The sequence below is a fragment of the Paenibacillus sp. FSL F4-0125 genome, assembly GCF_038008565.1.
Classification (GTDB): Bacteria; Bacillota; Bacilli; order Paenibacillales; family Paenibacillaceae; genus Paenibacillus_AQ.
The window spans coordinates 651,423-674,119 of record NZ_JBBOZJ010000001.1 but is presented as its reverse complement, the minus strand read 5'-3'; the positions used below and the strand labels follow the sequence as shown (position 1 = coordinate 674,119).

At 46.2% G+C, this 22,697-nt stretch carries 21 protein-coding genes; 5 read left to right on the top strand and 16 right to left on the bottom strand.

Annotated features, from left to right (window positions below; genetic code table 11):
* Nucleotides 1-2: 2 nt before the first annotated feature.
* A complete protein-coding gene (locus NST74_RS03060) occupies nt 3-1,415 on the bottom strand; it encodes a polysaccharide deacetylase (protein WP_341110332.1) in 1,413 nt (470 codons plus the stop codon).
* A gap of 107 nt (nt 1,416-1,522) precedes the next feature.
* Between NST74_RS03060 and NST74_RS03055 the strand changes: the two genes are divergently transcribed.
* Nucleotides 1,523-2,191 carry a DedA family protein gene (locus NST74_RS03055; RefSeq protein WP_341110331.1) on the top strand — a complete coding sequence of 223 codons (669 nt, stop codon included), beginning with the start codon at nt 1,523-1,525 and terminating at the stop codon, nt 2,189-2,191.
* On the opposite strand, the gene NST74_RS03050 is transcribed toward NST74_RS03055, so the two are convergent.
* Nucleotides 2,166-3,455, bottom strand: coding sequence for an MFS transporter (locus NST74_RS03050; protein WP_341110330.1), 1,290 nt, complete (start codon nt 3,453-3,455; stop codon nt 2,166-2,168). The genes NST74_RS03055 and NST74_RS03050 overlap by 26 nt on opposite strands.
* 148 nt (nt 3,456-3,603) lie before the next feature.
* Here NST74_RS03050 and NST74_RS03045 point away from each other — a divergent pair, with 148 nt between their 5' ends.
* Both NST74_RS03045 and NST74_RS03040 read left to right on the top strand, forming a co-directional pair.
* The gene (locus NST74_RS03045) at nt 3,604-4,554 is read left to right on the top strand and encodes a helix-turn-helix transcriptional regulator (RefSeq protein ID WP_076116845.1); all 951 of its coding nucleotides are present in this window, start codon (nt 3,604-3,606) and stop codon (nt 4,552-4,554) included.
* Between the two features lie 90 nt (nt 4,555-4,644).
* On the top strand, nt 4,645-4,956 hold the full coding sequence (locus tag NST74_RS03040; protein ID WP_076116843.1) for a zinc ribbon domain-containing protein: 312 nt from the start codon (nt 4,645-4,647) through the stop codon (nt 4,954-4,956).
* 75 nt (nt 4,957-5,031) lie between these two features.
* Here the strand turns inward: NST74_RS03040 and NST74_RS03035 are convergent, their stop codons facing one another.
* The 5 genes from NST74_RS03035 to bcp all read right to left on the bottom strand — a co-directional run bounded on the left by NST74_RS03035 (nt 5,032) and on the right by bcp (nt 12,102).
* Complete coding sequence (locus NST74_RS03035) at nt 5,032-6,543, bottom strand: DHA2 family efflux MFS transporter permease subunit (protein ID WP_341110329.1); 1,512 nt, start codon at nt 6,541-6,543, stop codon at nt 5,032-5,034.
* The gene (locus tag NST74_RS03030) at nt 6,540-6,992 is read right to left on the bottom strand and encodes a MarR family winged helix-turn-helix transcriptional regulator (protein WP_341110328.1); all 453 of its coding nucleotides are present in this window, start codon (nt 6,990-6,992) and stop codon (nt 6,540-6,542) included. The genes NST74_RS03035 and NST74_RS03030 overlap by 4 nt, the downstream gene beginning before the upstream one ends.
* Nucleotides 6,993-7,227: 235 nt before the next feature.
* Entirely contained in the window at nt 7,228-7,881 is a 654-nt protein-coding gene (locus NST74_RS03025; RefSeq protein ID WP_341110327.1) for a hypothetical protein, read from the bottom strand.
* Nucleotides 7,882-7,887: 6 nt separating this feature from the next.
* Nucleotides 7,888-11,511 carry an acyl-CoA dehydratase activase-related protein gene (locus NST74_RS03020; RefSeq protein ID WP_341110326.1) on the bottom strand — a complete coding sequence of 1,208 codons (3,624 nt, stop codon included), beginning with the start codon at nt 11,509-11,511 and terminating at the stop codon, nt 7,888-7,890.
* 123 nt (nt 11,512-11,634) lie between these two features.
* Nucleotides 11,635-12,102 (bottom strand): thioredoxin-dependent thiol peroxidase, encoded by a 468-nt coding sequence (gene bcp, locus NST74_RS03015; protein WP_042123969.1) that lies wholly within the window; start codon nt 12,100-12,102, stop codon nt 11,635-11,637.
* 105 nt (nt 12,103-12,207) lie between these two features.
* Between bcp and NST74_RS03010 the strand changes: the two genes are divergently transcribed.
* The gene (locus NST74_RS03010) at nt 12,208-13,260 is read left to right on the top strand and encodes an LCP family protein (RefSeq protein WP_042123967.1); all 1,053 of its coding nucleotides are present in this window, start codon (nt 12,208-12,210) and stop codon (nt 13,258-13,260) included.
* A 122-nt stretch (nt 13,261-13,382) separates the two neighbouring features.
* Nucleotides 13,383-14,699 carry a glutamate-1-semialdehyde 2,1-aminomutase gene (locus tag NST74_RS03005; protein WP_042123965.1) on the top strand — a complete coding sequence of 439 codons (1,317 nt, stop codon included), beginning with the start codon at nt 13,383-13,385 and terminating at the stop codon, nt 14,697-14,699.
* 72 nt (nt 14,700-14,771) lie between these two features.
* On the opposite strand, the gene NST74_RS03000 is transcribed toward NST74_RS03005, so the two are convergent.
* The 9 genes from NST74_RS03000 to NST74_RS02960 form a co-directional block, all read right to left on the bottom strand.
* Nucleotides 14,772-15,392 (bottom strand): hypothetical protein, encoded by a 621-nt coding sequence (locus NST74_RS03000; RefSeq protein WP_339289075.1) that lies wholly within the window; start codon nt 15,390-15,392, stop codon nt 14,772-14,774.
* A 180-nt stretch (nt 15,393-15,572) separates the two neighbouring features.
* Nucleotides 15,573-16,124, bottom strand: coding sequence for a peptide deformylase (def, locus tag NST74_RS02995; protein WP_341115817.1), 552 nt, complete (start codon nt 16,122-16,124; stop codon nt 15,573-15,575).
* A 99-nt stretch (nt 16,125-16,223) separates the two neighbouring features.
* Nucleotides 16,224-17,516, bottom strand: a complete 1,293-nt coding sequence (locus NST74_RS02990) for a stalk domain-containing protein (RefSeq protein ID WP_341110325.1) — start codon at nt 17,514-17,516, stop codon at nt 16,224-16,226.
* Between the two features lie 127 nt (nt 17,517-17,643).
* Nucleotides 17,644-17,904, bottom strand: a complete 261-nt coding sequence (locus NST74_RS02985; RefSeq protein WP_042123959.1) for a hypothetical protein — start codon at nt 17,902-17,904, stop codon at nt 17,644-17,646.
* Nucleotides 17,905-17,919: 15 nt separating this feature from the next.
* Complete coding sequence (locus NST74_RS02980; protein ID WP_042123958.1) at nt 17,920-18,804, bottom strand: inositol monophosphatase family protein; 885 nt, start codon at nt 18,802-18,804, stop codon at nt 17,920-17,922.
* A 241-nt stretch (nt 18,805-19,045) separates the two neighbouring features.
* Nucleotides 19,046-20,053: a UV DNA damage repair endonuclease UvsE gene (gene uvsE / locus NST74_RS02975; protein WP_076116826.1), complete on the bottom strand. Its 1,008-nt coding sequence runs from the start codon at nt 20,051-20,053 to the stop codon at nt 19,046-19,048.
* On the bottom strand, nt 20,050-20,367 hold the full coding sequence (locus NST74_RS02970; protein WP_042123954.1) for a hypothetical protein: 318 nt from the start codon (nt 20,365-20,367) through the stop codon (nt 20,050-20,052). Before NST74_RS02970 ends, uvsE begins: the two co-directional genes overlap by 4 nt.
* Before the next feature lie 47 nt (nt 20,368-20,414).
* Nucleotides 20,415-21,506 carry a D-alanine--D-alanine ligase gene (locus tag NST74_RS02965; protein WP_341115816.1) on the bottom strand — a complete coding sequence of 364 codons (1,092 nt, stop codon included), beginning with the start codon at nt 21,504-21,506 and terminating at the stop codon, nt 20,415-20,417.
* 22 nt (nt 21,507-21,528) lie between these two features.
* Complete coding sequence (locus tag NST74_RS02960) at nt 21,529-22,560, bottom strand: amidase domain-containing protein (RefSeq protein ID WP_445668122.1); 1,032 nt, start codon at nt 22,558-22,560, stop codon at nt 21,529-21,531.
* Between the last annotated feature and the right edge of the window lie 137 nt (nt 22,561-22,697).

The following is a 22,697-nucleotide window of genomic DNA, read 5'->3' as shown; positions in this document are numbered from 1 at the left end:
TTTCAGAATGTTTTTACTCGGCGTTCCAATTCAGTCACACTTATATTAATCGGTGGTTGACCTGCTATCTCCAGCAGGTCTCGTAGCGATACCCAGATCGATCCACCAATCATTTCCACCCTCGCGTTAATGGTCTGTTGTACGTTATCTGGAAGGTTTAGAATCAACTGCTTGTTCTCCACATCGGCAATGATCTCTTTCCCGTTCCAATCTATTTCTCCACTTCGACTGTTCGCATCCCAGGTAACTTTTCCTCCAAGCCGCTCAATTACAGCACGAAGCGGAACCTCATACTGTCCATTTCGTACGGAATATTCTCCTGGTTTCAGCTTCGTCTCCAGCTTTCCAACCTCCAGAACCAGTGGCTTTCCCGGTGAAAACAGCTCTGCATTCGGCGTGATGTTTGATGCGATCCAAGCTTCTGAGGGCTTTGATCTCCCCAAATTACTGGCTTTTGAGGAAACTCTGAATTGTACGGGCTCCACCGTATCATCCAACAGGCCAAAGCCGTATCCAGCTGCTTTATAACGTGCAATAATGTCAGGCAGCGCCTTAACGCTCTCTTGGTGACCACCCCCATCATGCAGCAGCAGAATAACTTGCGAAGACTTCATATCCATTGTTGATTCCTTCAAAATTTCTGAGGCTGGTACACCTTTTCGCTTAGAATCGCCGCTATCCACCGTCCAATCCATCACCCTATAACCTGCTTGCTTCAATAAATTGAAGTAGGTATGATCAAAATGATCATAGGTTCCTCCTGGGGCGCGAATGAGCTGCGGACGAACCCCTGTAATCCCCTGAACAATTTGTTCAGTCTGTTTAATTTGACTCCAAAATTCAGTGAATCCACTATATAAATCATGGTAATTATGATTATAGGTATGATTGCCAATAGCATGACCTTGTTCCCATATGGAATCGATAAGTTCTGGGTGACTTTTCGCTTGATTACCGAGAACGAAAAAGGTTGCCTTTACATCTTCCTGTCGTAAAATTTCAAGAACATTGAAGGTGTTCTCGCTAGGTCCGTCGTCAAATGTAATATAGACCATCTTTTCAGCTTTTTTCACAGCCGTCATTGCAGAATTCGTTGTTGAAGCTTTGGATATTTTCACTCCCCCACTTGCTTGCGGGCTTGGAGTCACAGTAAGAGCTGCACTTAAAGAGGAATCAACTTTCGGAGATGCAGAAGCGAGTGGTTCTGTTGCCGAGGGCAGTTCTTGCATCGCCGCTGCGGTAAGCTTATTCTTAACAGATACAGACTCTGCGCTAGCGGGCTGCAAGGATCGGAGCTCCCATGAATTCAAGTTTTTTCCTATGCTCCATCCAAGCATTACGATGAATATTACAACCATAACGAGCAATCCGCTTTTCAACTTTCGGCGGCTGTGTGTGCTTTTATTACCTTTCATCTTCTCTACCTCCAGCATTCTATTGGCTAAAAGGCCATTTGGTAGATTGTATGAAGACAAGCTGTAAAATAGAATAAGGCAACTGCCTCTTGGAGAGTGACAATCTAATGGAAATGCTGAGCTTTATACAAGAATTATTCACCAAATATGGATATAGCGTATTATTCTTTGGATTACTTCTCGAATTCGTTGCCTTACCCTTTCCGGGAGAAACCACTATGGCGTTTGCCGGTTTCCTTTCCTATACCGGAAGGCTTGATTTCTTTACGCTAATTGTCGTTGCTTTTGCAGGCACTACTGCCGGGATGACCCTTACCTATTTTGTCGGATTAAAAGCCGGTATGCCCTTTATCCAGCGATATGGAAAATGGTTTCTATTCTCCCCTACTAAGCTAGAGAAAACACAGAAATGGTTTGAGAGATACGGCAGCTTTCTTATTTTTATCGGTTATTTTATTCCAGGCGTACGGCACTTTACCGGCTACTTTGCTGGTATTATCGCGCTTCCCTTCCGTAAATTCGCCCTATACGCTTATAGTGGAGCCGTATTCTGGGTATTGATATTCCTTAGCATCGGAAAGGTGTTTGGTCCACAGTGGATGGGCATCTTCCATTTGTTCGAGACCTATGCGCTTTGGATTATATCTGGTGGTGCAATAATAGCAGCTCTTGTGATTATTTATCGCTACCGTAAAAGCATTCATGCCCGCCTCTTCCCTAGCAAAGCTGCCACTAGGATTCAAGCTCAGATTAAAAAACCTTCCAAGGAGCGGTGAATTCACCGCTCTTTTTACTGCGTATCCATGCGTACCCTGCCAGCAATATAGCAATTCCAGAAAACCCTGCTCCTCCAGCAAAGCCCAGCGTCCGAGGTTCTACCCATTCTAATAACCACCCTGCGAGCAGCATAGATAATCCAATCAGTGTATTTCCTACTGCTGACAGCAGTCCAAACATTATAGGCTGCATAGTGGACGGCGTTTCTCGCATAACCAGTGTATCCAGGCAGGCATTCCCCGTCCCTCCGGCAAAAGATAACAGGATATATAACATAAACGCGATCATAAAATGATTGCTACTACTGATGCTCATCAGCAGTAATCCTTCAATCATGAGCCCGCCAATCGCGACAATTAGCAGCCCTCTTTTTACATATCGTCCGGCAAAAAAACTGAGACTTAGCCCGATACCCAGCGCCGCATAAAAAGCCCCCACACCCATGTCTCCGGCTTGAAATTCCTGAACTGCATATATACTAATCAGCACATTATCTAGGCCATTCAGCATCGGAACAAGCAACTCATACCCGAAAATAACCTGTAACGTGATACTCCCACCGATTACAATCCCGAGCGCACGCATTCGACCTATCTTCTGCGAGTGCTCCGCTTTAGCTATAAACCCATTAGGATAATCTAGCTCTTTCTTATCATCATTTCCCCTACTAGTATTCTGTGGAAAATCGATACCGTAAATTAAGATCGCTGCGACCAGAAAAGATAAAGCATTCATCACGAATGCTGCCTCTGGCCCGAACCACATCGAAACCACACCCCCACTAAATGCACCCAAAATAAGTACACAGCCGCTCATAAGCTGCTCCAGTCCGTTAACCGTCAGCAGAGAATCTTTGGTCACCATCAAAGGGATCGTAGATTTACGAACAGGACTGTAGATCGCCTCTCCCGCCGCCAGTAAAAAATTCGCCGAATATAGCAGCCATAGCTTATCCACTCCATCCACCCACAAAAAAGCTAGTGCAACAGGAACCCTTAATATGTCTGTAGTGATCATGATGTATTGACGAGGAAATTTACTGCCAAGTACACCCCCAAGCGGTGCCAGAAACAAATAAGGAAGCAGCCGCACACCTAGCGATATCCCCACCGCCATCCCTGATCCGGTTAACTGCAGAACCAACGCCAGCACGGCAACACTAGTAAAACGGTCACCGATTCCATTGATTAATCCGGCTGTGAATAGACGCGAATATCCCTTCTGACCTTTGAAAATCGCAATAGCTGATTGGTTACCCATCATTGTAAACCTCACTTTATCTATTTAAATAAATATCTAATTAGATGATAATCGAATTATTATATTATGACAATGCTTTATTCCCAAGGATTTGCTAAGATGTAGTACATCATTACATAACGAAATTATCCGAAAAGGAGGGCTCTACCTTTTGAAAATCGATCGATTGCTCTCTATCGTCATTCTGCTTATGAACCGACGTCTTATTCAGGCAAAGGAGCTCGCCGACATGTTCGAAGTGTCCGTGCGCACCATTTACCGTGATATTGAAAGTATTAATGGAGCTGGAATCCCTATCGTTACCTATCAGGGAGCAGGTGGTGGCATTGGTCTTATGGAAGGCTACCGGTTAGACCGCAATGTATTGACTGACCGCGAGCTGGCTGATATTTTCACGGCGCTGCAAAGCGTCTCCTCTTATGGCGGAACTGAACATACTCTGCTCATGGAGAAGATCAGTAGTGTAATCCCACCCTCACAGTCCGCCGCTTTCCGAAGTAAGACGACCCAGCTTATCATCGATTTATCTCCTTGGGGACTTCAGTCTGTCCTAGAAGAAAAAATTGCGATTCTGAAAGAAGCGTTGGAAGAAAACATGACGGTAGACTTTGATTATGTGAATGCCGAAGGGCAAGCCAGCCAACGTTCTGTCGAACCTTATACTTTAGTCTTAAAAGGACAAGCCTGGTACTTGTATGGTTATTGCCTGCAACGTCAGGATTTCAGATTATTTAAGCTGCTGCGTATGAAGGGGCTTGTTAAAGAGAATCGGGAATTCATAAGAAAAGATATGGATATGCGTGAGCTACCCTGGAGCACTGACTATCAGAGAGTAACTTCAGCAGCAGCAATGTCGCCAATCCTTCTGCATTTTACAGCTGAAGGTAAACATCTCGCGGAAGATCGCTTTGACTCCACAGAGCTTCAGCCGGACGGACACGGTGGATATAACGTAACCATCCATTATCCTGAGGACGGATGGCTCTATTCCTTCTTGCTCAGCTTCGGAACGTCTTTAGAAGTATTAGAGCCGAAGCATATTCGTCATAAGCTCGGAGAGTTGGCTCTTGGGGTTGCCAAAAAATATACAGCCTTACTTTAAACCTGACGGTATGTGGTCAGATTCACTGTTCTATAATGTACTTAAAGCGAGTGCTCATAAGCTTCGCAAACTTTTAAAGGAGTGCTGTATATGGAACAAGAGCAAGCAGGGCAAGTGCAAGATGAGCCGAAATTTTGTCAAAGCTGTGGGATGCCTATGCCTACGGAGGATTTACTTGGAACGAACAAGGATGGTCAAAAAATCGAAGATTACTGTGTTTACTGCTACGAAGATGGTGCATTCAAACAGCCTGACGTTACGCTGCAAGAAATGTCTGATATTTGTACAGGCTACTTGGTTCAAGAAGGAATGGACGAGGCTGTTGCCCGTAAATTACTCTCCGAACAGCTGCCTCATCTGAAACGGTGGAGAGGCGCAGCCAGCGCTCCTACAACGAACTAATAACCAGCACAAAAAGGAGCATCCAAGAGAACCTTTACGGTTCATGGACACTCCTTTTTCTTTTGGGCTCAGTGTTTATTGATTTACCTGCTGTATCTTCTCTTCTTCCGTCTTCAGGAAGTCGGGCTCAGGTGAAGTCTTCTTGATAAAGAAGGCTAATACCAAAGCAATCACAGTGATCCATGTAGCAACGGCAAAGGCATGTGTAACCCCGCTAATCGTTGCCTCTTGGGTGAGCTTAAGCATCGCAGCCTTATCACTTTGCGAGACAGCTCCGCTCATTAGGGTATCTGTAATTGTGCTCTTGGTCTTATTAGTCATTAGACTGACGAACAACGCCATCCCTAATGCCCCCCCAACCGTCCGCAGCGTATTAGACATGGCCGTACCATGTGAGCTTAAACGCTGTGGAAGCTGGTTAAGTCCCGCAGTTACAATTGGCATAGATAACATCGACATTCCTAACATCCGTACCGTGTAATTAATAATCATATGGGTATACGTTGTACTGTCCGTAAGCCTACTAAATTCCCAAGTAGTAACGACAGTGATGAGAAGACCAATTACAGACAGCCATTTCGCACCTATTTTATCAAATATAATCCCTGTGATCGGAGACATAATTCCCATTAGTATAGCCCCCGGCAGCAGCATAAGTCCGGACTCCATCGGCGTAAACCCACGGATCGTCTGTAAATAAATCGGCAGCAGAATCATACCTGCGTATAATGCCATTGTAATAATGATATTGATTAATGTGGTTAGTGAATACATATTGTATCTGAAAATCCGGAATTCAAGCAGTGGAGTATCTGTAGTAAGCTCTCTCCATACGAATAAAGCCAAAGCAACCACACCTAAAATGAGGCAGACAATAACCGTCGTGCTTCCCCAACCGTCGGTTCCAGCATCACTAAAGCCGTACAACAACCCCCCAAAACCAAGCGTAGATAGTATGACACCCGGCTTATCCAGCTTTGGTGAGGTTGTTTCTCCTACGTTCTGCATCGTCTTCATCCCCAGCAGGGTCGATAATACAGCAAGTGGAAGAATAATAAAGAACAGCACACGCCAGGAATAGTTCTGAACTACCCAGCCCGATAAGGTCGGACCCACAGCGGGTGCAAAAATCATAGCGACTGCCATCAGGCCCATCGCTTTGCCCCGTTCTTCAATTGGGAAGATCCGGAGGAACACAATGTTCATTAGCGGCATCAAAATCCCGGCACTAACAGCTTGAATGACTCTGCCGACCATGATCATTTCAAAGCCTGTTCCAATAGCGCACACAAGTGTACCTATAGAAAAAAGTGACATCGCAGTAATGAATAATTGGCGGGTCGTAAACTTTTCCACCAGAAATGCACTGATCGGAATAAGCACCCCGTTTACGAGCATAAATCCAGTTGTTAGCCACTGTGCCGTAGTGGTGGCGATTTTTAGATCGTCCATTATGCTTGGCAGCGCAACATTAAGAAGCGTTTGGTTCAACAGCGCTACAAATGCACCTATTAATAGCGCCGCAATGATTGGGCCTCTACGAATATGCTTTGTTGCTGCTGCAGCGTTAGCAGTAGTAGTACTCATAAATTCTTGTTGTCTCTCCCTTGCTCTAATATCTGAATGATTTCGTTATGAATCCTAAGTAACTCTCCTGCATCCTCAGCAGGCACATTTGACAGTGGAAGCAAATACTTTCTAAGTGATTGTTTGCTTCTTTCTCTGATCTCATTCCCTTTCTCAGTAATCGCCAATTTGTATATACGTCGATCCACCTCGGAACGATGTCTTGTAATCAACTCAGCTTTCACCATCCGGTCCACAACTCCGCTTGCTGCACTATTCCCTAAATGCAATAACTCCGCAAGATCAGTGATTCCAATATCAGGATGTTCGGATATTTTGCGGAGAACCATTAACTGGGTAGGCGTAATATTCAGCTCTTCGGCATCTTTCCAAAGCAACTGCTGAAAAGCATGACTAATTCGGCGAAAAGAGGAGAATATATCATCTAATTGTTGCTCCTTGTCCTCCAAATCTCCACCTCCATAAAATAATTAGTTAAAGTATCAAATAGTTCGTATGCGTACTATTTTACGCCTTAACTAAATTCCAGTCAACAATTTACTGTAACTTTCTGAAAAACCATTGCCATATTGCAGAGAGAACGCAAAGATAAGGTCAAGCTGGTACAATACAAAAAAAGCGGACCAAGTGAATTCTTGGTCCGCTTTTTATATACGGTTGGTCTATATCCTTGACTTTTTATACTCAGGACAAACTGTATGAACCTTCAAGCAGGTTCTGCTGCAACGGTTTAAGTGATTGTTCTAAATCCGATACAGCCTGCCCCTCCTGACTGCTGGCAATCGACATCATCAGCTTGATCCGATTCGCTTGGTTAACCACGCTAACTCCAGCATCATAATCAATGGCAATGATATTTGCACCTGGATATAACTCCTTAAGCCCCTTAATCATCCCACGCCCGGTAATATGGTTGGGCAAGCAGGCAAACGGCTGAATACAAGCAATATTATTCACGCCATTATCCATCAAATCCATCATTTCCGCGGTCAGGAACCATCCCTCACCCATCTGATTTCCTACAGATACCAGTCGGCTGGCCTTCTCAGCAAGACCATAAATATTCTCCCGTCCTTTAGCCAGTCCCGCATCCTCAAGCGCAAGCTTCATCGGCTTACGATAAATCTCCAGATAGGAGATTAACATCGGATTAATATATCCCAACCGTTTACTTTTGCCGAACTGCTCGGCTTTGTAGATTGGATTGTACACACAGTAAAAGATAAAGTCTAAGAAGTCCGGCATTACCGCTTCTCCACCCTCTGCCTCAATCATCTCAATGATGCGGTTGTTGGCATCCGGGTGAAATTTAATCAGGATTTCACCAACAATACCCACTCTTGGTTAAGTAACACCTGTAACGGGCAGCTTACAGAAATCTGCAACGATTTCACGAATCAGACGTTTGTATTCTCGGAACGAGAAGGTGACTAAGCTGACCTTACAGCGCTCCATCCCCTTGCGGAATAAACGTTCAGCACTCCCTGGAACAACCTCATACGGTCTAAAGTGATTTAGCAGTCGCATCATAAGATCACCATAGCAAGCAGCGGCTATCAACCGATTTGCCAGCTTAAGACTGATACGGAAGCCCGGCTGGTTCTCCATTCCAGAAGCATTGAGTGAAATCACAGGAATTTGTTCAAGGTCTGAATCCTTTAAAGCCTTGCGGAGCAAAGAAATATAATTCGTCGCGCGGCAACCCCCGCCCGTCTGTGACATGATTACAGCGGTACGGTTTGGATCATAGTCCCCGCTCTTCAATGCTGACAGAATTTGCCCTATTGTTACGATTGCGGGATAACATGCATCATTGTTGACGTATCTTAGACCTTCTTCTGTCTCTTCAGGTCCAGTAGTCTCAAGGATCTTGAGACGATATCCCGCATCCCGGAAAACCTGCTCAAACAATTCAAAATGAATGGGTGACATTTGCGGCGCAAGGATCGTATACGTTTCTTTCATTTCCTTCGTAAAGGCTACATTAGCCTGTACTTTAGGTGCCTTCTGTGGCAGCACCTTGCCTTTTTCACGCTCGCGCATCGCTGCAAGCAGTGAACGTAGTCGAATGCGAGCTGCGCCAAGGTTGCTAATCTCATCGATTTTGATCAGCGTATATACTTTGTTATGCCTTTCCATAATATCTTGTACGGCATCACATGTAATCGCATCAATCCCGCAACCGAAGGAAGTCAATTGAACAAGCTCCAGATCGGTTCGGACTGCTGCAAGCCGGGCTGCGCGGTACATTCGGGCATGATAGGTCCACTGATTAACAACCGCCACATCCCCTTCACTTCGGTCCAAATGGCAGACGGAATCTTCTGTCAGCACGGCGAGTCCCATACCGGTAATCATATCCGCTATACCGTGATTAATTTCAGGATCCGCATGATAAGGATGACCACAGAGAAGTATTCCCTTGTTCCCAGTGCTGGCGAGATACGCAAGCGTCTCCTCACCCTTGGTACGCACATCACTTTTAGCGCGTTCAGCTTCTGCAAGTCCTGCCTGTACAGCAGACGTAATCTCTTCTTTCGGAATCCCAGTAAATGTCTTCACGAGTCCCTTGGTCAGTGCAGTTCTATCGTCAAAGGTCAGAAACGGGCTGACCAGCGTAATTCCCTTCTCCCTAAGCCCATCCATATTGTTGCGAATAACCTCAGGATAAGAGGCGACCACCGGACAATTGAAATGATTATCCGCTGCTTCATCCTCCTTCTTCTCATACACCACCGCAGGATAAAAAATAAAATCTACATTTTTACCAATCAAGCTCTGCACATGTCCGTGCGCCATCTTTGCTGGATAACAGATCGATTCTGAAGGAATCGTATCCATCCCACTTTCGTAAAGCTTCTTGCTTGATTTAGGAGAGAGAAGCACCCGATAGCCAAGTTTGGTGAAAAAGGTGTGCCAGAACGGGTAATTCTCGAACATATTCATCGTACGTGGAATGCCGACTGTGCCCCGTGCTGCGTCTGCCTCCGGTAATGCCTCATAGTCGAAAAAGCGCTCATACTTATATTGCATCAAATTTGGCAGTACATTCTTCTCTTTCCGGCCTCCTGCACCACGCTCGCAGCGATTACCTGTAACGTAGAAGCTCTTATCCGGGAACCGACTGATCGTTAAAGCGCAGTTATTCCCACAGCGACCACAACGGCCTGAAGATACCTCGTACTTAAAGTTGGCAATTTCCTCCGGTCCAAGCAACGTACTTTTTCCGTCAGCCCCTGCTTGCTCACGAGCAATCAGCGCACACCCGTACGCACCCATCACTCCAGCAATATCCGGTCTAACTACGGTTCTCCCCGTTAGGCGCTCAAAAGCACGCAATACAGCTTCGTTATAGAAGGTGCCGCCCTGAACAATGATATTTCGCCCGAGATCCTCAGGATTGCGAATTTTAATTACTTTTTGCAATGCATTCTTAATCACAGAATAGGCAAGACCTGCCGAAAGATCTGCCAGTGAAGCACCTTCCTTCTGAACCTGCTTCACTTTAGAATTCATGAATACTGTACAGCGTGAACCCAAATTAACCGGTTTGTTCGCTTCCAGAGCTGACTTGGCGAACGCCTCGATGCCTAAGCCTAGCGCAGAAGCAAAGCTCTCCAGAAAAGAGCCGCAGCCTGCCGAACAGGCTTCATTGAGCATCAGACTGTCGATCGCACCGCCGCGGATCTTGATGCATTTCATGTCCTGTCCGCCGATATCCAAAATAAAGTCTACCTCCGGCATGAACTTAGAAGCGGCCTTGTAATGAGCAACCGTCTCCACTTCACCACCGTCCGTCCATAAAGCGGCTTTGATTAAACCCTCTCCGTAACCTGTCACATAAGAGCCTGCAATATAACAGCCTTTAGGCAGAACCCGATACATTTCTTTCAGTGCCTCACTGACAGAATACAAGGGGTTCCCTTTATTACTTCCATAGAAGGTATATAGAATTTCGTCAGCGGAGCCGGTCAATACAAGTTTGGTTGTTGTTGAACCAGCATCGATCCCCAAATAGCAAGGGCCGTGATACACCGCCAAGTCTGATCTGGCAGCAGAGGCTTTACCGTGGCGTAGACGGAACGCAGCAAGCTCATCAGGGTTCTCAAAAAGTGGCGGCAATTCTGCATCCATAGCCCGGTCCGCTGAAAAATCCACGGCAGCTATTCGCGCGAGCCAACCTGAGAGCGGCAAAGCTGTCCGATTCGCTTCGGAAAGAGCAGAGCCAATTGCTACGAAATACTGCGACCGGTCAGGGAATAAAATCTCCGATTGCGCAAGCTCAAGGGTCTCCGTGAAACGCTGACGCAGGGCTGGCAAGAAGGTTAGCGGGCCGCCAAGGAAAGCCACCCGTCCACGAATCGGGCGTCCGCAGGCGAGGCCGCTGATCGTCTGATTGACGATACTCTGTAAGATCGAGGCCGCTACATCCTCTCGACGAGCCCCTTCGTTCAGTAGCGGTTGTACATCGCTTTTGGCAAAGACCCCGCAGCGTGAGGCTATGGGATAGATTCGCTCATGCTTTTCCGCCAGTGCGTTTAAGCCCGCCGGGTCGGTCTGCAGCAGCGATGCCATCTGATCGATAAAGGCTCCCGTCCCACCCGCGCAAGCCGTATTCATACGCTGCTCAATGCCACCTCGAAGGTAAATGATCTTGGCATCTTCGCCACCCAATTCAATCGCCGTATCACATTCTGGAATTAGCTCGCCAATCGCCTTCGTACAGGCAATCACCTCCTGAACGAACGGAACCCCTCCCAGCTTGGATAAAGATAAGCCTGAGGAACCGCTTACAGTAAGGGTTGCTTCTCTCTCTGGAAATCTGATCTGTACATCAGACAGAAGAGAGAGAGCTGCTTTTTTTATATCGCTATAATGTCTAACATAGTCCTGATAAACAACAGTATTACGTTCTATGACAACCAATTTAGCAGTAGTTGATCCGATATCAAGGCCAATACGCAGCATTATCACTACACCACCTCGTCTTGCTCCAAATTTGAAGCAATTATGAGGAAACTATATCATGACAACACCTTATGAAAGCTGTTAAAAATGTAACAGACTTTTACAAAAAGTTATTAACAAACTTTATGATTTGGAAATCCCTGCTATGGTAGATGCTACATGCCCTTTCACTCGTACTTTCCGCCATTCTTCGACTAAGATCCCCTGCTCATCAATCAAAAAAGTTGAACGTACAATGCCCATGAATTCTCTTCCATAGAGCTTCTTAAGCTGCCATACACCGAACATTTCACTGACCTTATGATCCTCATCAGACAACAGTGGAAAGGGTAGACTATTCTTCTCCGTAAACCTTATATGCGAGGCCAAGGGATCTGGGCTGATGCCTAGAACAACCGCACCAAGCGCAGTAATCTGGTCATGGGCGTCCCGGAATTCGCAGGCCTCCTGCGTACAGGCTGGTGTCATATTTTTAGGATAAAAATATAAAATGACCTTTCGGCCCAGGTACTCATTTAAACTAACCTCTTGCCCACTGGAGGACGGAAGGGTGAAATTCGGTACTTTTTGTCCAATAGCTACTACGTTCAAGTTATATCCACTCCTTCTTGATATTGGAGGATCGAGCATGAATTGCGCGTATCCCCAAAAGAAATTATAATGTAGAGAATGTGAATGCGAAAGGAAGAACGAGAAATGCCACCTAGAAAGAAAAGGCACGCAAAGACTAATAAGTCAAAAAAGAAACCGCTGCTTTGGACCCTGGCCATTATACTCCTACTTATTATCGGTGGAACCATTTATTACTTCACTTCCATTGTCAATGAGCTTGGCAGCATGTCGAACACCGAGAATTCACCATTCAAGAATGCTGAAACCGTTGATGTTGACACTCCAGAACCTCCAAAGTGGGAAGGTACAGAGCCTGTTAATATACTACTAATGGGCGTGGATGCCCGCGGTGTCAAGAAGGGGGAAATTCCTCGTTCCGATACAATGCTCGTCGCCTCACTTGATCCCGTGAAGAAGAAAATCAGCGTATTCTCAATTCTTAGAGACACTTACGTTCCGATTCCAGATCACGGCGAAAAACGTATTAATTCAGCTATCATTTATGGACCTAACACGGCGATGCAGACTGTAAGCGATCTGCTCGGCATCCCGATTCAATATTATGTCTACACGGACTTCCAAGGATTCATCAAGCTAGTAGATGCCGTTGGTGGTGTAGATTATGAAGTCGAGAAAGATATGGTGTACAAGACCATTGCAGATGGTCCCGAGTATGACATTGATCTTAAAAAAGGATATCAGCATCTCGACGGTAATAAAGCTCTGCAATATGTACGTTTCCGACATGACGCTACCTCCGACTTCACTCGGACCGAGCGCCAGCGTGCATTTCTCAAGGTTGTGGCTGACAAGCTGATCAAGACCACATCCATAATCAAGCTACCGAATATCCTGTCTCAAGTTACGCCTTATATCGAAACCAATTTGACAGTAAATGATATGTGGAAGCTTGCAACCGTCGGGTATGATAGTACCATGGGCGGTAGTGAGCAAATTCCGCCAATGGATCTGCTCAAAGAGGAAACTACAAGTGACGGATCGCAGGTTATAGGCATTCGCAGTGAGAAGAAATTAAAGGAATTTGTTCAGGATACCTTAAATGGCCCTGAGCCAACGCCTACACCTTCAACTTCACCAGGGACTACTTCAAGTAGTAACACTAGCGGAACCCAATAAAGATCTGACAAGCAACGTTCACAAGTAGACACTACAGGCAATGGTATAATACGGGCGGACAGCGGAAACACCGTTGTTCGCCCGTTGCCATGAGCACCAACAATCGAAAGGATGATCACATTATGAATCGTTCCACATCTGAGCAACTTTATCACGAAGCCCTTCAACATATCGTTGGAGGTGTAAATAGCCCTTCCCGCTCTTTTAAAGCTGTTGGAGGCGGAGCACCTGTATTTATGAAGCGTGCCAGTGGATCTCACTTCTGGGATGTAGATGGCAATGAATATATCGACTATCTTCAAGCCTATGGACCGATCATTACCGGCCATGCTCACCCACATATAACGAAGGCAATTACCACTGCAGCTGAGAATGGTGTTCTTTACGGAACCCCAACAGAGCTCGAAATTAAGCTTGCTAAAATGCTTAAAGAAGCTATTCCATCTATGGATAAAGTCCGGTTTGTCAATTCCGGCACAGAAGCGGTTATGACTACCATTCGTGTCGCTCGTGCTTATACAAAGCGCAGCAAAATCGTAAAATTCGCTGGCTGTTACCATGGCCACTCTGATCTGGTGCTTGTTGCAGCAGGATCCGGGCCTTCTACGCTTGGTATTCCAGATAGTGCCGGCGTTCCAAGCAGTATTGCACAGGAAGTAATCACTGTTCCTTTTAATGATCTGGATAGCCTGCAAGAGGCACTGGAGAAATGGGGCGAGGATGTCGCCGCTGTAATGGTTGAACCGATCGTCGGTAATTTCGGTATGGTTATGCCGAAGCCTGGATTCCTCGAAGGGCTCTGCAAGCTGGCTCATGATAACGGCTCACTCGTTATTTATGACGAAGTTATTACTGCCTTCCGTTTCCACTATGGTTCCACTCAGACCTATGCAGGACTGGATAACCATGAAGACATTACTCCTGACCTGACAGCACTCGGCAAAATCATCGGCGGCGGTCTGCCGATCGGTGCTTACGGCGGTCGTAAGCATGTGATGGAACAAGTAGCACCGCTAGGACCGGCATACCAAGCGGGAACAATGGCGGGTAATCCTGCTTCCATCTCCGCAGGGATCGCCTGTCTGGAGGTGCTGAGCGCAGAAGGCGTATACGATGAGATGGAGCGGCTTGCGATCCGTCTTGTCGATGGACTTCAGGAATCTGCTGACCGTCATGGTATTCCACTGACAATCAACCGCATCCGTGGTTCATTCTCCACTCATTTCTGTAAGCATCCGGTTACGAATTACGATGAGGCACAAGATACAGATGGCGAATTGTTCGCCAGCTTCTTCCGTCACATGTTGAACCGTGGGATTAACCTTGCCCCTTCGAAATATGAAGCTTGGTTCTTAACGACAGCACATACCGATGCGGATATCGATGCTACGCTGATTGCAGCTGAAGCGTCGTTCGCCGCTATGGCGTCTGAGAAATAAGAAGTTATTTACGGCCACAAAACATACAGAAACCTACCACCAAATTCTGGTGGTAGGTTTTTTGCATAGGTACTATTCGAAATCGACTTGCTTGTCCAATATAATTTCTGTCATAGCAGGTCCAAACATTCGGTCAACTCCAGGTATTAAGGAAAATTGGACCGTGTCCAGATCTGTTGGCAGCGGCGGTGAGACCAAAAACTGCATTTGTGTATGAGCGCCCCCTCCGTGACCTCCATGCGGCTGGATTTCATAGACTGCCTCACTTATAATCTCCAATGTTAAAGCGGCTCTAAGATGAATGTGCTCCACCGTTTCTTTTAAATACTTAATCTCCACAGTAACTATACTAAGCGTTTCATACTGCATAGCATGTGTAAGTGTATATTCGCAATCTTCGAAGACTATCCGCTTAACAATTGGAAGTACACCAAGTAGCAAGCCGGGCTCTTCCCAATATTTCCGTCTGGGTACAGCCTCATTCAGACTGTGTATATACTGTACAATCTGAGAAGTGTCCATCTCGAATCTAGTTGACCACTCCTCAAGAAGCTCACTCTCTGGGGAAAACCGTTTTTTGCCTGTTATAGCTTTACGTTCCTGAATCAGAGTCAAAATCTGCTCATCAATCTTTTTAACCTCATCATTATATTCGTTGACCACGCCTCTTATTGGCATTCTCCCCCAAGCCATTCAATAACCTCCTTCTGATCTTAAATTTAATTCTTATCTATTCGCTATAATGTTACCTTCCGCGGATTAATTTGTAAAATAATTGAAATCATACAATCCTGCAGATAACAAAAAAAGCGTGCGTTCCTCAGCTATAAGCCGTAAGACCGCACACTTTTTAAATCAAAATTATTCTCCTACTTACTCGTACAAGTTACGGATCTCCACTCCCTGAGGAAGCTTGAATGGATTCTCCTTGTTGATTCGATCATAGAACATGATCCCATCGAGATGATCAATCTCATGCTGGATGATGATGGCTTGGTAGCCCTTAAATTTAAGGACCACTTCCTTACCCTCAAGATTATATCCCTTAACCTTCACAGATTCGTATCTCGGTACAAATCCATGCACTGGTCGATCAACAGACAGACATCCCTCACTCTCCGGTAAGTACACCATGGTTAGTGAGTGACTGATGATCTTGGGGTTAACCCAAGCATGCTCTACGATCTTTCCTCTCTCGTCCGTAGAATACATCACGAACATACGCTTCGTAAGTCCGATTTGATTCGCCGACAGGCCTACACCAGAGCGTAAATTGTATTCTTCGGAAATTTCCGGGTCCTGACTGTTCTTTAGAAACTGAAGCATACACCGCAGAGTCTCACGATCCTCCTCCTGCAAAGGAAGCTCCACTGGCCCAGCTACGGTACGAAGTACGGGGTGACCTTCCCGTACAATATCATCCATAGTGATGATATATTCAGCACTGAATTTTGAACTAGACAATATTCCATCCACCTTTGCCTTACGGGCTTAATTTAAGTACTTATAATATAGTATGCAGATTTATGGATTAATGAAAGCAGTTCGCAGTTTGCTACTATAATTCACATCGAATCCAAGTCCGGTCGCCAATGCGGCAAGGGGAAGATAAGTTTTATCTTCTTTGCCTACCTTTTGCAGAAAAGCAGGGGTATCAATGGCTACATTCTGTCCATTCACCTTAATGAATTTACTGCCAATCGTGATTACGACAGTCCGTCCACCATATTCGATAGTTGCGCTAGAGGTCTTATTATCCCACTTTCCGTTAGCGCCTACGGCATTCAGAATATCTTTAAGCGCCAAGAAGTTCTGACCATTCTTAAGGATAGGTTTATTCGGTGTATTTAACTCTACACCCTTTACTACAATCGACATCGGTACAGTAACCGTAGCCATTGCTGCTACAGTAGGAATGCGGTATTCCCCCCATTGTAATTCAGCAAATACTTTTGCAATGGTCTCGTATCCGAGCTGCGTAGGGTGAAAATCCGCTTGCCCTGCCCCAATAATATGTGTGAGTGAGCCTTCTGAGCCGGCAAACTTTGCCGCCACATGAGCTACTAATACCTTTGCTCCTGGTTGATTTACGCTTGCGGCCACACGATCTGCCGAATCCGTAAATTGGGCTGCTGCGGTCATCAATTTGGTGTACATTGCACCAAGAGCAATCTTAGGAGCAGGCTGATATTGGTCAGCCAGTATAATTGTTGCTTGAGGATTTATCGCACGAATATTCTCAAGAGTCGCCTTCACATTCGTATTATAATCCGCTAGCTTCTGCTCCAGCTGAGATTCGAAATCTGTATCTGTCAGTTCCTTAACCTGTAAGAAAAGACGGCTTACATCATTCCCCCCAATTGTAATCGTAATCAGATCGGCTTCCTTGAGCTCTGATGCGATCTGCGGGGTTAACTTGGCGAACTGGTCTATCCGTGGATCCGGCAGACCTGACTGAATACCTTCAGCGGTAATCGCTGAGCCGTCCTTGATGGCTCCTGTGTAATTAAGTAGTCCAGCAGTGGTCAGTCCAAGAATACCATAATTGGTAAGCTCGCTTCTGCCATGATACCACCCCTGCTCCAGTAGCCGCTCCGCATAGCCGTAAGGCTTAGTATTCACATCCGTCATTCCCGGCTCGTATCCGGCAGTAATCGAATCGCCAAGAGCTACGATGCGAAAGACATCCTGACTTGCGTTTTGTGTTGCAGACGTGTCAGCCGCATTTGCCGATCCGGCACCTACACCAATCAGCACAGATAACAAAAGCATACCGCTTGTGCCAGCTGCTAAAATTCTTCTCCACTTACTTAGCATCGTATCCCTCCCAAAATGTTCTAATTCTCATTCTACCATCCCTGATAGCAACGCAAAAGAGCGGCCTCCCATATTCGGGAAACCGCCCTGCAAATCACCATTCTATGCACAACTGGAAACCAATGTATTATTCTTTATCTGAATTCTCTTGTGAATTCAAATTCTTCCCGGCGCGCTCCAAATATTTATCATAACGATCGTCCAGTTCATGTCCAATCTTACGATAACGAAGCGTCTCCTCCACAATAGGATCCATTGTGGTCTGGATACGAATTTCATACTTCGGAGAGATTTCACGGATTTCTTTAGCAGTACGGTCACCCTGTTCCATCTCACCATCTACCAACATTTCACTTAGCTTACGTTCCAGATCATCCTTCTCGCTCATGATGCATCGTCCTCCCTAAAGCTTATATCCTGTTGCTTCAGCATTCTTCAGTGACGAAACCAAATATTCGTGAATATGACCATTACTTGCTACTAAATGACGAGTGCCAATATCGTATGGACGACCAAGCGTATCCGTGATTCTGCCCCCTGATTCAAGGACTAGCAGCACTCCTGCAGCACAATCCCAAGGGCTTAAGCCTACTTCCCAGTATCCATCTACTCGACCCGCTGCTACATAAGCCAAATGTAGAGCAGCCGAACCTCCTGCACGAATACCACGAATCTGTGGAAGAACGCTCTGCAGTCCCGCCATATTCACAGGTTGTGCAAATTCACGGTCCGGCGGAAAGCCCATAGCAATCAAGCTGTCTCCAAAAACGTTCTCCGTAGAAACTGCCGTAGGAACACCATGCATATAGGCTCCCTTACCTTTTTCAGCTACGAACATCTCATCACGAATCGGATCGTAAATTACACCAACCGTCAATTCTCCACGAATCACCAAAGCAATAGAAACACAATAAAAAGGAAATCCGTGTACAAAATTAGTCGTACCATCTACAGGATCTACAATCCACAGATATTCATGCTCACGGGCTTCTTCCAATGCAGCGGTTGCTGCTGCTGCACCCGGGGATACACCTTCTTCACCGAGGATCGCATGATCTGGAAAATGCGTCAGAATCAACCTGCGGATCATCTGTTCAACGCCTTTATCTACTTCCGTAACCAGATCTTGTGCCGATGTCTTCGTATTAAGTTCCTTCACCAGGCCCTGTCTGCTCTTTATCCATTCTCCTGCTTTGGCAGCAGCATTAATAGCTACCGCCGTATGTCCCTTGCTCGATACTACATAGGGTTCACGTTCGTTCTTACCCTCTGGTTTTAAAGGACTCATATCTTCACTCCGCTTCCTTGAACATAATCGCCATTGGCATGAAATTTAAAGCAATCCTATTCACAATACCGTGCAATACGCCAAAACGTTCTCAAAGTTCCGCCATAAGGGATACCCAATTGGTAGTATGATCCCTTGAATGTTATTCGTAATAAAGTTTCATTCAACGTACCCTATTTCAAGTTACATATCAAGTCATGATAGGACCCGTATTCGGGACCTATCGCCTTATTTTCATTGTTTAAGGTTCGATATTCACACTTGCCCCATTTAATACGGAAATTCCGTTACCAGCATCAGCCAGCTCCTTCATTGCTTCCATCAATCCAAATAACGCACCATCTTTTAGTTTCGCCTCAATCATAACATCGACAGCAGGAGTATCTGCGGCAATACGCTTTAAAAAGGCTACTAATGGCGCAGGTTCTACGCCGTCTGCATGACTGCGTGGGTCAGACGGACTGCGCGGACTAGAGACATGAATCTTAGGCGGCAAAAGCTCTCCCGCTGGAACATCCTTCAGTGAAAGCTCGCTCCGCCATGTCTGTTGAATGTCAGGCCATAGCTCCCAAGGGAGCTCTCCTTCATTATTCACCCATTGATGGTGAATATCCAGCACCATCGGCAGACCTACATTCTGACAAACCGCTAGTGTCTCCGGGGCTGTGAAGGTCTTATCATCATTCTCCAGCGTAATACGCTCCTGCAGCGCTGCTGGCAGCTCGCAGAAATGCTTCTCGAACCGCTTGGCTGCCACCGGCTTGTCCCCATAGGCTCCGCCAATATGAATATTATTCTTCGCCATGGCAGGAAGTCCCATGGCATTTAGCATGTCCGTATGGTGCTGCAAATCCCGGATGGAACTTACAAGCACCTCAGGACGGGGTGTACTAAGCACTGTGAAGTGATCTGGATGAAAGGACACCCGCATCCCATGCTTTTTCACATATTGCCCCACTTCCGCGAATTCCTCTGCGAGCGCAGCAAACGGATTCCAATCCTGTAAATCAGGATGCGTCGCCAGAGGAATTAACTTGGAAGTGAGACGGTACACAAAGATGTCCGAACCCACATTATGCTTCATTAGTCGCAGCGTATTGTGCAGATTCATCCGAGCGAGGTTCTCCAAACGCCGAAGTGCCGCTTCACGGTCATCCAGTTTCTTGAAGGAGGCCATCGTCATAGTCTTGGATGGTGAGCAGTCTTTGATAACGGTGGACATCGCTACATATCCAAAACGGACAATCATCCCTGCGCTCCAAAAAACATTTCATCTGCCAGCGCAGTCTGCACTTTGGACTCTTCTTCATTCAATTTACGCACGAGTTCCATTTCGACCGCTGTAACCTCATGCCCCTGAAAATTAATCTCTGCAATCGAGGCAGAGATTTTGACAATCGCTACAGCTACATTCTCAGGTGTGTAGGCAATCACCTTCTGACCCGTCGGATACACGCGAAAGCCCTGCTTCACCATTTTGGTACGACCGTACTCCAGCAACTCATAGAGCTCTTGTTCATTCTTGAACTTACAGACGGAATTGAATTCAGTTTGAAAACCCATATTTCTTCGCCCCTTTCCAGTCGGGATGAACCCGCTAGCAGCTTCAATTACTCGTTGTCATACTTAAGACCTTGTTTGAAATTATAGCGCTCTAAAGCTAACTCAATCATACGGTCTAACAGAGCTCTATAAGATACACCTGTCTCACGCCACAATAGCGGATACATGCTGTAAGGTGTGAAGCCAGGCATAGTGTTCACTTCGTTTATTAGAATTTTACCATCCGATCTCCGCAGGAAGAAGTCCGCCCGAGTAATACCACTACCCTCAATGGCTCTAAAAGCGGTTATCGCGGACTCCCGCAGACGATCGGCAACTTCAGAATCTACTGGCGCAGGAATCATCATTTGCGATTTGCCGTCCGTATACTTAGCTGCGTAGTCATAATATTCTCCAGAAGAAACGATTTCACCCGGGACAGAGGCCTCTGGCTCATCATTTCCGAGCACCCCGACCTCTACCTCACGAGCATCCACGAATTCTTCAATAATGACTTTGGTGTCATAACGGAAGGCAAAATCTATAGCTTTTACAAGACTTTCCTTATCAGAAGCCTTAGAAATACCTACACTTGAGCCCAAATTTGCAGGCTTAACGAATACTGGATACCCCAGTTTATCCTCTACACCCACAATCAACTCATGACTTTTTCTTTTCCAAGCGCTGATGTTAAAATAACAATATTCACACTGGTCCAGACCGGCATCAGCGAACAGCTTCTTCATGACAACCTTATCCATACCTGCCGAAGAGGCAAGAACACCAGCCCCGATGTAAGGAATATTCGCCATTTCGAACAACCCTTGAATCGTTCCGTCCTCACCATACGTGCCATGCAGCAGCGGGAACATGACGTCCACCGTTTTTTCAGCACCGGACAGTCCACTAAACACTACATTCAGGGCTGTGCCCATATCTTCAGTTGCATCTGCAAGCTTAAGCTGCTCCACCTCACTGTAAGGCGCCGATAACGTCTCTCCTACTTTCCATAAGCCCTGTTTTGAAATGTAAAAGGGGATAATCTCATATTTATCGTAATCAAATGAGTTCATCACGGCAAAAGCCGTCTGTAGCGATACCTCATGTTCTCCGGATTTGCCCCCGTACACTAGCCCTACGGTTAGTTTTGCATTCCCCATACCTTTATTACCTCTTTCTGTCTTATAAATAGTCGTTAATATGAAAAAAACGGTATTTCGTTTGATCCGTCCAAGCGTAGGAATCACGATAGTCCCAGAAGCGATGACGGCTGCTAACTGTACGTGCATTCACAAGCGGCATGCCACCAGCATCAAAGGCTGTGACGATCGTGCTGTGCTGATATTGCCCGTTGCCATCCCAGTCATATTGAATGATATCGCCAAGCATCAATTGCTCCGGCCGCTCCATCACTTCCGCACGCAAGCCATTGCTCCGGCTAACGCTCAAATAGCGCTGCAGACTGTCTGATACAGCCCAGCTATAACTCCACCATTCTTGTTTCCCTTGGTAGCCTTTGTACCACCAACCCGTTTCTCTTTTACCAGTATAGTTGATAGGTGCTCCCCCTGCAAAGAGGCATTGGGAGACATAATTCGTACAATCCACCTCAAATGTTTCGAACTCTGGATTACCGTCTTTCCACCACCGGTCGGCATAAGCCACCGCTTCATCACGGTTGTAGCGAACCTCTCTTGAGCCCGGGATCTCCCCCAGAATATTCCGGTTTAGAAGAGGCTGTGATGGCAACGGAGCAGGTAACGCTTCCCCCCACTTGGACAACCTGCCAGATAACTCCACCTCTGCTCTATGAACCTTATTTCTTTCAGGAATAGTTCGTTCTATAGCAGCGATTTCCCAGCCCCCTACGTCCCGCACAAAGGTCAACCGCTCCAGCTCAACCCTATCCTCGCGATGGTTAACGCCTCCTTTTTCATAATAAAGTGCACTATGCAGTGTAACCTCTGCAACCACCTCAGTCGGAGTCTGCCGGACGGTCCGTAAAGTCTTTACACCTGTTTCCCCTCGCAGCGGAGTGATCCCACGAGCGTTATACCATTCAGCGATTCGGCGTGAACGTTCCCCTTGCTCCACCAAAAAACGTGGATCCTTAACGGACACGGAAACGGTTTGTGATGAGGACTTAGGTTCCACCCTGGCCTTATTCACTTGATCTACATATACATATAGACTTTGCTTCCATTGTTGCTCCATTATATTCGCACCCCTTCATTCCCTTTTAACTGCTGCTCTATGTATATGAAAGGAAACAGGCCGCTATACAGATCGCTTCAATTTACATGGCAGGGCATACGCTTTGCTTATAGCTCTCGTTTTTGGGGTAACTCTAC

Excerpts from the sequence above, each read along its gene's own strand:
- NST74_RS03060 (WP_341110332.1), bottom strand. The coding sequence starts at position 1,415 with ATGAAAGGTAATAAAAGCACACACAGCCGCCGAAAGTTGAAAAGCGGA.
- NST74_RS03055 (WP_341110331.1), top strand. The coding sequence starts at position 1,523 with ATGGAAATGCTGAGCTTTATACAAGAATTATTCACCAAATATGGATAT.
- NST74_RS03050 (WP_341110330.1), bottom strand. The coding sequence starts at position 3,455 with ATGATGGGTAACCAATCAGCTATTGCGATTTTCAAAGGTCAGAAGGGA.
- NST74_RS03040 (WP_076116843.1), top strand. The coding sequence starts at position 4,645 with ATGGAACAAGAGCAAGCAGGGCAAGTGCAAGATGAGCCGAAATTTTGT.
- NST74_RS03035 (WP_341110329.1), bottom strand. The coding sequence starts at position 6,543 with ATGAGTACTACTACTGCTAACGCTGCAGCAGCAACAAAGCATATTCGT.
- NST74_RS03020 (WP_341110326.1), bottom strand. The coding sequence starts at position 11,511 with ATGCTGCGTATTGGCCTTGATATCGGATCAACTACTGCTAAATTGGTT.
- NST74_RS03010 (WP_042123967.1), top strand. The coding sequence starts at position 12,208 with ATGCCACCTAGAAAGAAAAGGCACGCAAAGACTAATAAGTCAAAAAAG.
- NST74_RS03005 (WP_042123965.1), top strand. The coding sequence starts at position 13,383 with ATGAATCGTTCCACATCTGAGCAACTTTATCACGAAGCCCTTCAACAT.
- NST74_RS03000 (WP_339289075.1), bottom strand. The coding sequence starts at position 15,392 with ATGGCTTGGGGGAGAATGCCAATAAGAGGCGTGGTCAACGAATATAAT.
- def (WP_341115817.1), bottom strand. The coding sequence starts at position 16,124 with ATGGATGATATTGTACGGGAAGGTCACCCCGTACTTCGTACCGTAGCT.
- NST74_RS02990 (WP_341110325.1), bottom strand. The coding sequence starts at position 17,516 with ATGCTAAGTAAGTGGAGAAGAATTTTAGCAGCTGGCACAAGCGGTATG.
- NST74_RS02985 (WP_042123959.1), bottom strand. The coding sequence starts at position 17,904 with ATGAGCGAGAAGGATGATCTGGAACGTAAGCTAAGTGAAATGTTGGTA.
- NST74_RS02980 (WP_042123958.1), bottom strand. The coding sequence starts at position 18,804 with ATGAGTCCTTTAAAACCAGAGGGTAAGAACGAACGTGAACCCTATGTA.
- uvsE (WP_076116826.1), bottom strand. The coding sequence starts at position 20,053 with ATGATTGTCCGTTTTGGATATGTAGCGATGTCCACCGTTATCAAAGAC.
- NST74_RS02970 (WP_042123954.1), bottom strand. The coding sequence starts at position 20,367 with ATGGGTTTTCAAACTGAATTCAATTCCGTCTGTAAGTTCAAGAATGAA.
- NST74_RS02965 (WP_341115816.1), bottom strand. The coding sequence starts at position 21,506 with ATGGGGAATGCAAAACTAACCGTAGGGCTAGTGTACGGGGGCAAATCC.
- NST74_RS02960 (WP_445668122.1), bottom strand. The coding sequence starts at position 22,560 with ATGGAGCAACAATGGAAGCAAAGTCTATATGTATATGTAGATCAAGTG.